This window comes from Streptomyces sp. NPDC029151 (assembly GCF_055564315.1).
Window position 1 is genome coordinate 1138201 of sequence record NZ_JBVHWQ010000001.1, and the last position, 13442, is coordinate 1151642.

The 13442-nt window shown below is 72.4% G+C and carries 17 protein-coding genes and 1 pseudogene; 7 read left to right on the forward strand and 11 right to left on the reverse strand.

Translation table 11 applies throughout. The features are described from left to right. Positions 1-177 precede the first annotated feature (177 nt). Entirely contained in the window at positions 178-1164 is a 987-nt protein-coding gene (locus ACZ4VF_RS04480; RefSeq protein ID WP_467923126.1) for an intradiol ring-cleavage dioxygenase, read from the forward strand. A 45-nt stretch (positions 1165-1209) separates the two neighbouring features. Continuing rightward, complete coding sequence (locus ACZ4VF_RS04485) at positions 1210-1743, forward strand: hypothetical protein (RefSeq protein WP_467923794.1); 534 nt, start codon at positions 1210-1212, stop codon at positions 1741-1743. Between the two features lie 49 nt (positions 1744-1792). Here ACZ4VF_RS04485 and ACZ4VF_RS04490 read toward each other — a convergent pair. From ACZ4VF_RS04490 to ACZ4VF_RS04500, 3 genes and pseudogenes are all read right to left on the reverse strand, one after another. After that, positions 1793-1921, reverse strand: a pseudogene (locus tag ACZ4VF_RS04490) (Chromate resistance protein ChrB); the annotation flags it as partial. 107 nt (positions 1922-2028) lie between these two features. Beyond that, complete coding sequence (locus ACZ4VF_RS04495; protein ID WP_467923127.1) at positions 2029-2805, reverse strand: XRE family transcriptional regulator; 777 nt, start codon at positions 2803-2805, stop codon at positions 2029-2031. Positions 2806-3017: 212 nt separating this feature from the next. Continuing rightward, positions 3018-3491, reverse strand: coding sequence for an SH3 domain-containing protein (locus ACZ4VF_RS04500; RefSeq protein ID WP_467923128.1), 474 nt, complete (start codon positions 3489-3491; stop codon positions 3018-3020). Positions 3492-3832: 341 nt separating this feature from the next. Here ACZ4VF_RS04500 and ACZ4VF_RS04505 point away from each other — a divergent pair, with 341 nt between their 5' ends. The 3 genes from ACZ4VF_RS04505 (at position 3833) to ACZ4VF_RS04515 (ending at position 6543) form a co-directional block, all read left to right on the forward strand. Next, entirely contained in the window at positions 3833-4666 is an 834-nt protein-coding gene (locus tag ACZ4VF_RS04505; protein ID WP_467923129.1) for a hypothetical protein, read from the forward strand. Continuing rightward, positions 4663-5757 carry a carboxylate-amine ligase gene (locus ACZ4VF_RS04510; RefSeq protein ID WP_467923130.1) on the forward strand — a complete coding sequence of 365 codons (1095 nt, stop codon included), beginning with the start codon at positions 4663-4665 and terminating at the stop codon, positions 5755-5757. Before ACZ4VF_RS04505 ends, ACZ4VF_RS04510 begins: the two co-directional genes overlap by 4 nt. A 66-nt stretch (positions 5758-5823) precedes the next feature. Next, positions 5824-6543: a YqjF family protein gene (locus ACZ4VF_RS04515; protein WP_467923131.1), complete on the forward strand. Its 720-nt coding sequence runs from the start codon at positions 5824-5826 to the stop codon at positions 6541-6543. A 69-nt stretch (positions 6544-6612) separates the two neighbouring features. Here the strand turns inward: ACZ4VF_RS04515 and ACZ4VF_RS04520 are convergent, their stop codons facing one another. Both ACZ4VF_RS04520 and ACZ4VF_RS04525 read right to left on the reverse strand, forming a co-directional pair. Further along, a complete protein-coding gene (locus ACZ4VF_RS04520; RefSeq protein ID WP_467923132.1) occupies positions 6613-7164 on the reverse strand; it encodes a DUF1360 domain-containing protein in 552 nt (183 codons plus the stop codon). Further along, complete coding sequence (locus ACZ4VF_RS04525) at positions 7148-8086, reverse strand: Rieske (2Fe-2S) protein (RefSeq protein ID WP_467923773.1); 939 nt, start codon at positions 8084-8086, stop codon at positions 7148-7150. Before ACZ4VF_RS04525 ends, ACZ4VF_RS04520 begins: the two co-directional genes overlap by 17 nt. A gap of 271 nt (positions 8087-8357) precedes the next feature. Here ACZ4VF_RS04525 and ACZ4VF_RS04530 point away from each other — a divergent pair, with 271 nt between their 5' ends. Continuing rightward, on the forward strand, positions 8358-8531 hold the full coding sequence (locus ACZ4VF_RS04530) for a hypothetical protein (RefSeq protein ID WP_467923133.1): 174 nt from the start codon (positions 8358-8360) through the stop codon (positions 8529-8531). A gap of 170 nt (positions 8532-8701) precedes the next feature. Here the strand turns inward: ACZ4VF_RS04530 and ACZ4VF_RS04535 are convergent, their stop codons facing one another. Continuing rightward, positions 8702-9247, reverse strand: coding sequence for a hypothetical protein (locus tag ACZ4VF_RS04535; RefSeq protein WP_467923134.1), 546 nt, complete (start codon positions 9245-9247; stop codon positions 8702-8704). A gap of 77 nt (positions 9248-9324) precedes the next feature. Then, positions 9325-9597, reverse strand: coding sequence for a hypothetical protein (locus ACZ4VF_RS04540; RefSeq protein ID WP_467923135.1), 273 nt, complete (start codon positions 9595-9597; stop codon positions 9325-9327). A gap of 412 nt (positions 9598-10009) precedes the next feature. Between ACZ4VF_RS04540 and ACZ4VF_RS04545 the strand changes: the two genes are divergently transcribed. Then, positions 10010-10318, forward strand: a complete 309-nt coding sequence (locus ACZ4VF_RS04545; RefSeq protein ID WP_467923136.1) for a hypothetical protein — start codon at positions 10010-10012, stop codon at positions 10316-10318. Positions 10319-10786: 468 nt separating this feature from the next. On the opposite strand, the gene ACZ4VF_RS04550 is transcribed toward ACZ4VF_RS04545, so the two are convergent. The 4 genes from ACZ4VF_RS04550 to ACZ4VF_RS04565 all read right to left on the reverse strand — a co-directional run bounded on the left by ACZ4VF_RS04550 (position 10787) and on the right by ACZ4VF_RS04565 (position 13325). Further along, on the reverse strand, positions 10787-11125 hold the full coding sequence (locus tag ACZ4VF_RS04550; RefSeq protein WP_467923137.1) for an STAS domain-containing protein: 339 nt from the start codon (positions 11123-11125) through the stop codon (positions 10787-10789). 368 nt (positions 11126-11493) lie between these two features. Then, a complete protein-coding gene (locus tag ACZ4VF_RS04555; RefSeq protein ID WP_467923138.1) occupies positions 11494-11688 on the reverse strand; it encodes a hypothetical protein in 195 nt (64 codons plus the stop codon). Positions 11689-11887: 199 nt separating this feature from the next. After that, positions 11888-12373: a GNAT family N-acetyltransferase gene (locus ACZ4VF_RS04560; protein WP_467923139.1), complete on the reverse strand. Its 486-nt coding sequence runs from the start codon at positions 12371-12373 to the stop codon at positions 11888-11890. A gap of 109 nt (positions 12374-12482) precedes the next feature. Further along, positions 12483-13325: an RNA polymerase sigma factor SigF gene (locus ACZ4VF_RS04565; RefSeq protein WP_467923140.1), complete on the reverse strand. Its 843-nt coding sequence runs from the start codon at positions 13323-13325 to the stop codon at positions 12483-12485. Positions 13326-13442: the final 117 nt, after the last annotated feature.

Genomic DNA, 13442 nt, shown 5'->3' on the forward strand with positions numbered 1-13442 from the left:
CGGGGATGCGTCCTTCGCGGTGCAGGACGGCTCCAGGAGCTTCCGTCCCCGGCTGAGATGTTCCGTCATCCGAGCGTTTCGGCGCAGTGGTCGACGCGTCAGCGGGGAGGCGTCCCATATGAGATTCACAGACTGGTTCACATGAGATCCACAGGCAGCGCTCCTACTGTCCTGCACATGCCGAGACTCTCCCCCGAAGAGCCTGACAACGCCCTCGTCTCCCGACTCGTGTCCCGCCGCCGCATGCTGGTTCTCGGTGGTGCGGCCGGGGCCGTAGCCCTCAGCGGGGCGGGTGCCGCGGCGAGCGCCGCCGACCGCAACGCCGCCGGCGCCGGCACTCTCGCATCAGTGAAGGCGGCCGCCTCCGCGTCCAGCGCCTGCATGTCGCTGACCACGGAGCAGATCGAGGGCCCCTACTACATCGACTACGAACTCTTCCGGAAGAACGTGGTCGAGGACCGCACCGGGATCCCACTCCTCCTCGTGCTGCGCGCCGTGGACAGCGCGACCTGCAAGCCCATCCGCAACTCGGCCATCGAGATCTGGCACTGTGACGCGTCCGGCGTCTACTCCGGCTACACGCAGAACGGCAACGGCGGTGGTGGCGGCACGCCTCCCGGTCCGCCGCCCTCCGGCACGCCGACGGCACCTCCCGACGGTCCGGGTGGTCCGGGTGGTCAGGGCGGCGGGGGCGGTCACGCGACCCCGACCGACGACCTCACCTGGCTGCGCGGCATCCAGATGACCGACCACCAGGGCTTCGTCACCTTCCGCTCCGTCTTCCCCGGCTGGTACGCCGGCCGTGCCGTCCACGTCCACACCAAGGTGCACACCGGCGGCTCCCGCACTTCCGACGGCTACACCGGCGGACGCACCTGTCACACCGGGCAGTTCTACTTCTCCGAGGACGCGGTCAAGGCCACCGCCGGCATCGCTCCCTACTCGGCGAACACCATCACACGGACGACCCTCGACGAGGACTCCATCTACCCGAAAACCGGCGCACAGGGCGGTCTGCTCGAACTCGTCTACGACAAGAAGCACATCGAGCGCGGCGTCATCGGCCACATCACGATGGCGGTCGACCCCAGCGCTACGAACGACGGCGAGGGCGCACCCGGCGGCGGCCCCGCCCCCACCGCTTCCCCGACACCCTCCGCCTGACACGACGACGTCGCCCCGCGCGACAGACAGAGCGGCCCGGACACCATGCGGTGTCCGGGCCGCCGGCTGGTCGCTGATCATCTTGGCCATCTTCAGCTCGGCCTTCTCGGCCGTGCCCTGCGCGGCGGGAATCAGCTCGCGCCGGTCGTGCAGGTGGAGCTTCCAGATGTCCTTCTTTCCGTAGAGCTCAAGCCAGGCCGCGGCCTTCCTCCCCGCCGCCGTGCGGGTCTTCGCGAGCTGCTGGTCCTGACGGAGTTCGGCGGTGCGCTGCGCGGCCGACGGCGGTGCCGGGGCCTGCCGGGCGGCCCAGGCGGCGAACGCCTTGTCGTCGCGGGTGGTGCCGTGTGCCTTCTTCCACTGGGCGAAGAGGGCGTCCGCCTTCTTGCGCTGGGCCGCCGCCTGCTTGCCGATCGTGGCGATCTCGGCGGCGGTGAAGAGCGTGGGCGGCGGGTTCTGCTTGATCAGTGCCGTCGCGCCGGGCTTCTTCTTCGCGGAACCGCCGGTGGCGGCCGAGACCAGCTGCGGTCGCACCACACCGACGGCGACGGCCGCGACGGCGAACAGCGCGATGCTCCGTGAGCGCGATCGCCCGGGCAATGCCGCCGGCGAAGACCGGCACCTCCGGAACGGCCCGCACGCCCTGGCCGGGCGAGAGCGCGCCGATCCGGCGCGGCTCCCGCCAGACCGCCACCCGGTGCCGCGACGGCTCGGCGGCCGGCTTGATCACGAGCACGAGCCAACGGCTCCCCGGTTCCATGTTCGACACATCAGGAAATGCAGCAGGCGTTACATGCAGTCAGCTCAGGCTAACTGGACGATGCGGGTGACGCCGACCGGCAGGCAGGCGGACACGGCGAAGGGGGGTCAGCCCTCGCCCGGATCCTGTACGTCCATGCCGGTGCAGGCCAGTTGTTCGGCCACCTCCGCGCAGGCCTCGACGCCCCGGGGGGAGCGTACAGAGAGCATCGGGCTCGTGTAGCCGGTGGTGTCGTCGGCCGGGTAGGTCGTGGAGAGGACGTCCCGGCCCGCGCGTACCGAGACCTCGCGGGCGTGCGGGGAGCGCACCCGCACCTCCGACCAGGCGGTACCGCAGGCCGGGGAGTAGCGCAGCCGGACGGTGTACGCGGGGTCGGTGACGGTGCTGGTGGTCCGCGCGTCGCGCGCGCAGGCCGTCGCGTCGGGCAACTGGCCCCGGCAGGACGGCCTGTGGCAGTGCGGGACCGCCATCACGACCGGCGCACCGGTCGAACCGCTCTGGTCGTGCGCGGCGACGGCGGCGCCCACCACGGCCGTCACCCCCGCCAGCGCGAGCACACACAGCGGCAGCCACCGCCGCCCGCCCGAACGCCGGGGTCCGATCCCGTCCGGGGTGCTCGCGGGCGACGGCCCGTCGGCGGTGTGCTCGGTGGCCTCCCACAGGGCCAGCACCGCGTCGGGATCGACGCGGGCCAGCCGGGTGAGCGCCTCCACGGCCGGCCTCGGCGGCCTCTGAGCGCCGGTCAGGTAGCGGTGCCAGGCGGACTTGCTGTACGGGGTGCGCGCTGCCAGCGCCGCCAGGCTCAGCCCCGTACCGTCCTTCAGTTCCCGCAGTCTGACCAGCAACGGTTCGTCGGGCGCGGTCGGTTTTTCGGGGTGGGGCATGGTGCGTCCCTCGACTCCTTTTCCACTATGGGCGCTTCGCCCTTGATGCCGGAATGGCTTCCCGAGGGGAAGGCGGTTGCAACACTCAGTGAGGTGTGAGGAGGGTGAGGCACATGAGCGCGTCGAAGGCCCGTTCGGGGACGCGTGGTCCTCGAACAGGCCTCGACGGTTGGGGTGGGCGGTGGTTCAGGGGGTACGGCGGTGAGGGACCGTCAGCACCACGGGAGCGTGGCGTCGGGCCTGACATAGCGGGCGGAGACATAGCCCCTGTGGTGGGGCAGCCGGTACCACGTGTGGTTGCCGAACACCCCGGTGCCGTAGCGCTTGCAGGTGAGGGCCACGAGCCGGTGGTGGTGCCGGTGGCCGACCACCCGGTAACCGGTGCCCGGGCCGGAGCGGACGTTCAGCGTGAGGCGGTGCGTGACCACACGGCCCACGACGGGGATGCCACGCCGGTGCGACGCGGGCTGCGCGATGCCGCTGCGGTGGTGGCGGGCGGTGCGGTGCTTCGCCGACTGGTGCCGGGTCGGAGCGGGCAGCAGCGAGGGAAGGGGGTGCCGCACGCCGGAAGCGGGCGTGGGGTACGGGGTGGTGCCGCCCGCCGGGGCGGCACCGGCCGCCGTGGGCAGGACGGCGAGCACCGCGACCGCGGCCAGCAGGCCGCTCTGCAGGGTCCGTCGGATCATGGAAACCTCCGGGCTGTCGTTCTCGTGACCACGCACCGTGATCACGACAGCCAGCGTTTCCGTGACGTGCCGTCAGAATGCCGTTCCCACGTCCCGTGGGACGCCGGGGACGTCCCCGGGAACGGGCGGGGCCGGGGGGGACGGGGAGCCGGCGAGGCCGAGCCGCCCCGGCCCGCCGACGGCGTCCTGGTGCTGCGGCATTGCTTGCCGTGACCGATGGCCCGTTCAGGGCTGTGTCGGCGCCGTTTGTAGTGGCTGGTGCGGGCCTGGTGTGGTCGTCGGCGCCAGGCCGACCAGTGCCGGAGTGCTCGACGGGTGTGGGCCGGCGGTCGGTGAGGTGGGTGATCAGCCGTCCTGTCTCGGCGAGGCTGAGGTGGACGAGCCGGAAGGTCCGTTTCTGCCTTCCCGGTGTCCGGCTCGCGGGCTCGCAGGACGGTCAGGCAGGGGTGTGGTCGGCCGCCGTCCACCTCCGGCATGCCCGCGCCTACGCGCAGGTGCGCGACACGGCGATGAACCTCCAGCGCACGCTGCTCACCGAGCCCGGCCGACCGCATCCCCCTTTCGTGATCCGGCCGCGTGCCACCTCCCGTCCGGGGGCGGTGTTCTGGTGGGAGGCGACCGGTCAGAGACCGTACGGCTCCACCACGGGCGCACCACGCGACGTCATGGCCGAGGGCTACGGTCTGCCCCCGGACGCCGCCGAGCGAACCCACGCGATGCTGCGCGACCACTTCCACGTGCGGGACCGTCCCGACGCCACGGCATTCGAGGACGGCACGGTGTTCGACCTCGGCGGACGCACCGTGGAGAAGCGTGACGCGACCCTCTTGGCGTTCCTCGACGAGCCGCGCACCGTCGAGCAGATCGCCGGGCACCGGCTGGTCCGCCGCCCGCACGTCGAGGGCCCGCACGTGAAGCCGGTCGAACGACGGACCGCGGTGCGGCACCTGGCCCGGCTGATCGATACGGGACGGGTCACGGAGGTCGATGAGGGAAGGTTCCGGGCGACGTGGCGACCCACGCCGCCCTCGCCGGGCTCCTGGCGGCGAGTGACGGTTTACCGGGAAGCGGGTGCGGTCACTCGGGCACCGGGAGTGACTCCTGCGATGCTCCGGCCGGGCGCATCGGGAGCCGGTCCGGCGGCACGGCCGGGCGGAACAGAGGGCGATCGATGACGACGATCGGTGTCGAAGAGGAGTACCTGCTGCTCGACCCGGTCACGGGTCTGCCGGTGCCCCTGGCGGACAAGGTGCGGGCCGCCGCGGGCCTGGGGCGTCTCGTGGCCGACCGGGAGGTGCAGTGCGAGCTGCTGCAGGCGCAGGTCGAGGTGGCCACGCCGGTGTGCAGCACGCTGGAGGAGGTCGGAGGACACCTGCTGCGGCTGCGGCATGCCCTCGGGGCGGCCGCCGAGGCGCACGGCTGCCGGATCGCGGCCTGCGCCACACCCCCACTGCGCCACGGCCACCCCGTGGCCGTCACCGACCAGGCCCGGTACCGGGCCATGCTCGCCCAGGCGCCCCAGCTCGTGTCGGAGCAGCTGATCAACGGCATGCACGTGCACGTAGGCGTCCCCAGCCGGGAAACCGGCGTGCAGGTCCTGAACCGGATCCGGGTGTGGCTGCCGGCCCTCACCGCCATGTCCGCGAACTCCCCGCTGTGGGACGGCCACGACACCGGCTTCGCCAGCTGGCGCACCGTGATCTTCAGCCGCTGGCCGGTCAGCGGCATGCCCCCGCACTTCGCCGACATCGCCGACCACGACCGGCGCGTCCAGCAGCTGCTGGACAGCGGTCTGATCTCGGACACCGGTCAGCTGTACTGGCAGGCCCGGCTCTCGGCTCGGTATCCCACCATCGAGGTGCGGTGCCTGGACGTGCAGCTGCGCGCGGACGAGGCGGTGATGCTCACGGGCCTGGTCCGTGCCCTGGTGGAGACCGCGCTGGCTCAGGCGGCCGCCGGCGCTCCCCCGCTCGACTGCGACCAGGAACTGCTGCAGGCGAGCATGTGGCACGCGGCCCGCCACGGACTGAGCGGCACCCTGGTCGATCCCGGCGGCCGCCGGCGCCGGGCCGGCGAGATGCTGTACGAGCTGCTGCGCCACGTCGCTCCCGCCCTCGACGCCTCCGGCGACAGCCGGCAGGTGACGTCCCTGGTCCACCGGCTCCTGCAGAGCGGCACCGGCGCGGACCGGCAACGCGCCGCGCTGGCCGAAGGGGGCCTGCCCGCGGTCACCGACCTGGTCACCGGCAGGAGCACCACGCCCTGACCTGCCACCGCCCTTCAGGGGCGTGCCCGTGCGTTTCCCCCGATCGTGTGGGGGGACCCACCGCGTGTGGTGGCGTACGAAGCGGAGCAGCGGGTGGCTCTGCCCGCGTTGCGGGCCGGCTGGCTCACGCAGACCTTCGTCCACTGGCCCTTCCGGCCGGAGGCGGTGCAGGCACTGCTGCCCCGGGAACTGACCGTGGACGAGTACGACGGTGCCGCATGGGTGAGCCTGACGCCCTTCGTCATGGCGGACGTACGCCTGCCCGGCATGCCCGCCTCACTGCCCGGCCTCCCGACCTTCCCGGAGACGAACCTGCGGACCTACGTCCGGCGCCCCGACGGGCGCGACGGGCTCTGGTTCCTGTCCCTCGAGGTCGCCTTCACCCCGATGCTGGCGGCCCGCGCCATCGGTGCGCCGTACCACCCCGGCACCCTGAGCGTCTCCGCGGACGGGGACACCGTCTCCTACTCCGGTGCGAGGCGGAACAGTGACGTCTCCTACCGCCTGAGCGTCCGCCGCGGCGACCCGATGGAGCCGGCGGAGCGCGACGTGTGGCTGACCTCGCGCTGGCGGGCGTACACCCGGCGGTTCGGCATGCTCTGGGAGACGCCCGTGGAGCACGAGCCATGGCCGCTGGCCCACGCCACCGTCGACGTGCTGGAGGAGACGCTGACCACCGCGGCGGGCCTCGGAGAGGCGCCGCTCGACGCACCGGTGGTGCACTTCTCGGAAGGCGTCCGGCGGGTGCGGTTCGGACTCACGACGCCCTGCGTCGCAGTGCGTTGAGCGGATGTGCAGGATTCCGGGTGGAATGACTCGACGGCGGCCCGGGGTCGCACTCGTCCCGCCGGCGGGTCACTTGCCGGCTGTCTTCTCGACGAGGGCGCTGTAGGCGAGTTGCAAGGTGTCCGCGCCGGCGAGAGCGGCCAGCGCGCCCATGGCGGTGCGTGTCGCGCGCGGCCACAGCAGTTGGCCGGCGGTCAGGGTGGACGCCACCCAGACGCTCATGCAGAAGGGGCAGGTGGCCAGTTCGCCGACGGTGTGCTTGGCATTCTCGGACTGTGCCTCCTCGTGCAGTTCGGCGGGGCCCTGAGGTGCGACGTACCGGGTGAAGGGAGCGCGCAGCGGACTGGTCACCGATGCCTTGGTCAGCAGCCGGCTGAGCCGGAAGGTGGCGACCGAGGTCAGGACCACGTCCCACGGCTCGGGCCGGTCGGGCAGGGGCCGGCCGCGAAGCCGTACGGCGGTGGCCCAGGCCGTGGTGTAGGCGGTGAAGCCCGCCATGGCCGCGAGGTAGCCGCCCAGCGGCCGGTCGTGCCCGGCGGCGTACTGCCTTCCGGTCCGCCGCATGAGCCCGCGCAGCCCGTGCAGAGGTCGTGCGAGGCTGCCGTCAGCTGCCGTGTCCATGCGCTTCCGTTTCCTTGTGCCGCTGTCCCGTCCGGACGTCGTCCGGCACCTGACCGTCCCCGTCCTGCCGGCGCAGGCGGATCTCGACATGGCCGTCGGTGATCCGGGTCTCGAAGGACGGCTGGGGTGCGGTGGCCGGACCGCGGACGTTCCAGCCGTCCGAGAGGCGGAAGACGCTGCCGTGCCACGGGCACCGGACGCACCCATCGCTGATCGTGCCCTCGGAGAGCGGCCCGGCGAGGTGGCTGCACCGCTCGGCCAGGGCGTGGACCGCCCCTCCGGATTCCCGGACGACCAGGACCGGGACGTCGTCTACGCTGCGCCGCACCGGCTGGTCCACCGGGAAGTCCGCCACGGCTCCGATCCGGTGCCAGCCCTGGGTGACGACGTGCGGGACCTCTTCGGCGTGGTTCGCGCCGGATGCCTGGCGGTAGGCCAGGTGGCCGCCCAGCATGCCGCCGAGGGCGACGGCCGTCAGCCCCAGGAAACCGTAGGCCCGGCCTGCCGCGTGCCGTCCCCGGACGCGGTGGGTGAGCGAGGTGGCGTACAGACCGACGGCCGTCGAGTTCGCGAGGGCGTGCGCGAGCCCGACGCGCTGTTGCTGGCGGTGGAGTTCCGCCCAGTCGACCCAGCCGGCCAGGGCCGCGGGCGCGGCGGAGGTGAGGCCGACCCCGACGAGGAGGCCCGCCTCGCGGGAGCGGCCGGGGTACAGGTCCAGTACCGCCGCCGACAGCCAGCTGCCGATCGGCACCTGCACCATCAGCGGATGCACCGGGTGCCCCAGCCACCTGCCGTGCAGGAGGTCCCGCCCGTCGCCGAGCGGCAGGGCGCGCACCGCCTTGCGGACCCGGTCGATCACCGCGTCGGCCCTTGGCTCCCGCTCCAGGCGGTCCAGCAGCCGCAGGGCCCGGCTCTGCCGCATCTGGCTGCGGCGGCGTGGCGTAGTGCTCATGGTCGGCCGGGTCCCCGCCCGCTCCGGCGGCAAACAGGAGGCCGGGGGGGTGTTCCGGTGGACCGCGTCGGCGAACACACCGAGGACGAAGACCGTGCCGTCCGCCCGTGCGGCAGGCGTGGACGGCCCTGCCGTACGGCGGTGGGCCGGCTCGGCCGGAGCCGCGGCTCCGGCCGAGCCTCGTTTTCCGCGCTGGGCCGGGGAACCCGGTACGTCCCGGCGGAACCTGAGGGAGGCAGCCATGAGCAGTCCCGGAGAAGCACGGCCGGAGCCCGCGTCGCCGCTGGAACGGGAGACGGGCGAGCAGGACGTCCACCCGGAGGAGGAAGGGCGTACCGAGCCCGACACGTCCGGGGAGGCCACCGACGAGGCCCTGAAGGGACGAGCGGAGTCAGAGGAGGACACTGCCGGGTGACGCCGTCGACGTCCCCCGAAGTGACCGTCGGAGGACGCTGCCGGGTGAGGCCGTCGACGTCCTCCGATGTGCCCGTCGGTCTTGCGCCCAGGACGAGCGGATCAGATTCCGGTTGTCCCTGGTGGCGCGGGCTGATGCCGGTCGTGCCGGTGACGTCCGCGGGCGCGGGCTCAGCCGGCCGTGCCGGCCAGTGCTTCCTCGGCCTGGCGGACGCGCCACTCCTCGATCGTCGCCTGCTGCTGCCGGGCTCGTTCGAGCAGGGTGTCGAGCCGGGCGGGGTCCAGGCGCTCGTCGGTGGCGCCGAGCCGGCGCAGGGTCTGCCAGCCGGCCGCCTTTCCCTCGACGCCCAGCCGCAGGGCTTCGAGATCCAGTAGGGCGCCGAGCGGGGAGGGCCGTACGAGGTGGCCGTTGGGCTTCAGCCGTCCCAGCCTCTCCCCCGCCCAGCCCGCGCACACCTTGTAACGGCGGACGGGGACGCCGAGCTCCCGCATGATGTCCAGCAGCGCCGTCCGGTCCTGGGCGATCTCGGCCGCCACGGGCTCGATCGCACGGCCGAGCGCGGAACCACGGGTGGTGCGCGCCAGGCGGGTGGCGCGTTCGGTGCCCGCGGTGGCGCCCGCGAGGTGGTCGTTGAGATAGATGCCGAGCAGCTTGGTGCCGGGACTCCGTCCGGTGGAGCGGCGTCGGGTCGCGCCGGAAGACGGAAGGGCGTTCATCTGTGGTCTCCTTCGTTCGCCAGGGGGATTCGCCGCGTGCGCGCGACGGACGGCGCGGAGCCGGACGTGAGCGGGCTTCAGTCCGGACCGCCGGGCAGGTAGTAGGTCTGTCTGAGGAACGCGGCCATGTCCCGCAGGGCCTGCGTGTATCCGGCTCTGTAGTGGGCGTCGACATCGGTCCGGCGGCCCTCGGCCTGTGCCCAGGAGTCGAGGTGCTGGGCGATGTGCAGGTGGTTGCGGTACAAGGCGCCGTACCTTCCGCCGAGAGCGGCTCGCGCACGCCGCTCGTCCCAGTCCTCCAGGTCGCTGGTACCGAAGGCGAGCAGTTCGTCGTCGGTCTGCGGGGGCACCGTTTCCCTCCTCGGTCCGGTCTTCCGACGTCACGGGTACCGCGGTGGCTTCCCGGAAACGTCGTCCGGCGTTGTGCCGGGCTGCCTCCGGGTACCCGGCCGGGCGGGGAGACCCCGGGCCACGCCGGCAGGCGTCGTGGCCCGTCTCCGGCGCACGCACGGGAGCGGGGAACATCCCGGAGGAGGAACACGCGGCTCATGCGCATCGCCGGGCGCCGGCAGTTCACACGGGCCCGCCGCCTTCCACGGCAAGCCGACGCACGCGCGTGCGTGTGACACGGCGACTTCCGTGGCACCCGTCGGATGCGGGCGGCCCGCCCCGACCGTGCGGCCCGTCCAGTCCGGGGTGTGCCTGAGCGGAGGACGGTGTGGGGATGACCGAGGACAGTGCTCTTGCCACCTGGGGCGGCGTGTGAAACGCGGCAAACAGTACGTCGTCGCGGCTTCCGGGCAGTGGTCCGACGAGGAGGACGGCCGGCGCAGGTTGCCCGCGGGCGAGGTGCACGCCTGGGAGCCGGGCCGGAACGAGACGGTGTGCGGGCTGTCGCTCAGCCGCTCGCAACTCGTGCGCTTCCCGCACGTCAGCTGGCCCGACACCTTCCCCGAGTCAGGCGGCGCGGCCGACCGTGTACAGCGGGTCTGCCCACGCTGCGCCTCCGTGGCCGGACGCCGCGGCAGCGACGCCCGCCCGCGCTGGCACCGCGTCCGCCCCCGCCCGTGAGCCCATCACGTCGGCTCCGTCTGCCCCCGTCGGAAAGGGGGGCGCTGTGACGCGACGGCCACGAGGGCGGCGGCGAGCGTCCCGGATCGGCCGGGATCAGCTTCCGCGTCGTGAGGCGGAGCCGCCGATGCCCAGGGCGTCCCGCACGCGGTCGTAGACGCTCAGCGGTACACCCAGCAGGGCGTTCCCGGGAGGCCGCCGGGGGATGACGGGATGCGGATGCGTGGGGGCGGTCTGCCGTATCGCCGCCCAGGTGGTGCCGAGGGTGCTAGCCGGGTGGAGTTCATCACGTCCTGCAACCGGGAAGGAGGAGATCCTCCTCGTCCCGGATGTCCCGCCGTGTCAGCGCGAAGGCCCGCCGCACCTTTTCCTCCCGGCCCGGATCGCCGGCGGACAGGCGTTCGATGTCCGCTACGAGATCGTCGATCTGGCCCGTCGGACGCCAGGGCGGCCGTTCTCCTCCGGCGTTCAGGGCCTCATCCCGGCCGGCTCCTCGGTGGCATGGGGCGGGAACAGTTCGGAGGTCTGCGTGATCTCCAGCAGACGTGCGGGCTGGGGCTGCAGCCCGGTGACGGCGAGGAGGCCGCCTTCGGCCTGCCGTTGCAGGCGCAGCTGTATGAGGAGGTTCAGCCCGCTGGAGTCCATGAAGGACACTTCCGACAGGTCGAGGTGGAGCGGCTTGCCGCCCACCGGGGCGGCGGACGCGGCCCGTGCCAGGTCGGAACAGGTCTGGAGGTCCAGCTCGCCGGACACGGCGATCACGGTGCGGTCGGGGTGCTGACGTGTCAGGACGGTGAAGTCGCGCATGGTTCGCCCCTCGCATTCCGGGGGTCGAGCCCATCACGCCCTCCGGCTGGGGAGGGCATCAAGCACGCGGCATGGGGCCGCGTACAGCCGAGCAAGACAACCCGTACCGCGTCCCGGTCACCGGAAATGACCTCCGAGGGCGGCGCGGGGCCTCTCACCAGACCAGGCTGGTTCCCTTGAGCGTCGCACAGACGATCCCGCGTTGGCCAGCCCGCCCACGGCCGCGGCACACGCCGACGACGGCGCCGTGGGGGCACGGGCACATCAGTGGACTCGCATCGCGGAGTCGTCCCCTGCGCGCCGCGGTAGGCCGACGCCCCGCACCGACGCCTCTGGCCGCAGCGGAGGAGCCCGGCGGAAAGCGGGACTCAGCGGAGTCGGGTCTGCGGCTCCTCTTGAGGCGCGTGCACTTCGTGCGGCGACGTGGGTACGGGGAGGTGATCAGGCGGTTCCGGCACAGCGCAGTACCCGCGCTCCGCGAGGGCGTGCGCCACCAGCTTGAGGTACTCGTCGACGGTGATCCATCCGCCGTTCGGGCCGATCGCCAGATCTCCCACGTTCATGACACCGCTGCCTTCCGCTCGCAGGCCCCGACGACCGGCGGGAAGAACCCGGCTGGCCTGGCGCCTGGGCTTGTCCTACACCCTGGGCGGCAGGCCACACGGCAGGCACGCAGTCGATTCGGGCCCGCGCACTTCTTCGAACCCCTCGTGAGCGAACTTCCGGAAAGGTCGTGCTCCGGCTGCCGACCGGAACACCGCGTCATGCGGAAGGGATGCGGAACTCGAACTCGGGACGGTCCCACGGCACGGCGGGCGGGTTCGCGGGTGCGGTTCCGGTCCGTACCGCTCCGGCGCGGTGGTAGAAGCCCTCGGCGGTAACGTGCGAGACGACCTTGACACGGTCGAGGCCGGCGGCCCGGGCCTCTGACCGCATGTGCGCGACGAGCAGTCGGCCGATACCCCGTCCTTGCGCGTCGTCGGCGACGAACAGCAGGTCCAGCTCCGGTGGAGCGAGGACGAGCGAGTAGAACCCGAGGACCCGGCCTCCCTCGTCGTCGCCGACGGCCACGAAGGCGCGGTGGGCCTCGATGTAATCAGGGCCGACCCGGTAGCCCGCGACGGCGGACGCGTACTTGCCCTCGTAGGCGCCTGAGCCACGTACGAGCCGCGTGAGCCGTCTGGCGTCCCGTGCGACGGCCCTCCGTATCGTGACCGGCCGGCTGACCGGGAAAGCGCGTGAACCCATCCAGCGAGTATTCCGCACCGGGGAGTGCCTTCGTGCGGCGGGTCGCCTGCTCGGGCACGCACGTGGAGAACGGAGTGCCCGAGGGCTGCTTCCCGCCCGTGGCCTGCTCTCAGGAGGTGCTGAGCATGCCCTCGCGCAGGCGGGCCAGCAGGCGCGTGATCAGGCGGGAGACGTGCATCTGGGAGACGCCGAGGCGTTCGCCGATCTGGGCCTGGGTGAGTTCCTCGACAAACCGCCAGTGGATGATCTTCCGGTCGCGCTCGTCGAGTTCGGCGATCATCGGGGCGAGGGCGTGGAAGTCCTCCACCAGCCCCAGGGCCGCGTCCTCGTTGCCGATGAAGTCCGCCAGCGCGGCCTCGCCGTCCTCGCTGCCGCTGATCGCCGCGTCCAGGGAGGCCGACTTGTAGCCGTTGGAGGCCAGCTGGGCCTCCACGACCTCGTCCTCCGGCAGGCTCATCAGCTCCGACAGCTCCTTGGTCGTCGGCGTCCGGCCCAGTCGGCTGCGCAGTTCCTCGTTGGCGCGGGCCAGCTGGACACGAGCCTCCTGGAGCCGGCGCGGGACGTGCACCGCCCAGGAGGTGTCCCGGAAGAAGCGCTTGATCTCGCCGACGATGTAGGGGACCGCGAAGGAGGTGAACTCCACCTCCCGCGACAGCTCGAACCGGTCGATCGCCTTGATCAGGCCGATCATGCCGACCTGGACGATGTCCTCCATCTCCTCCGGACCACGGCTGCGGAACCGGCCGGCCGCGTAGCGGACCAGGGACATGTTCATCTCGATCAGCGTGTTCCGCGCGCACTGGTACTCGGGCGTGCCCTCCTCCAGCACCGCCAGACGGTCGAAGAACAGCTTCGACAGCTCCCGCGCGTCCTTCGGCGCCACCTGGGACGGGTCCGCTATCTCCGGAACGTCCACCGTGTGCTCAGCGGTCTGCACGGTCGTCGCCGCCATCTTGCGCCCCTCCTGGTCGATCAGTGCTGCTCACGCGTGTGCCGGTCCTCCGGCAACCCGCGTCTACCCCGGTCGTCCACCGGCATGCATCGACATCACCGAATTTTGTGTCACACC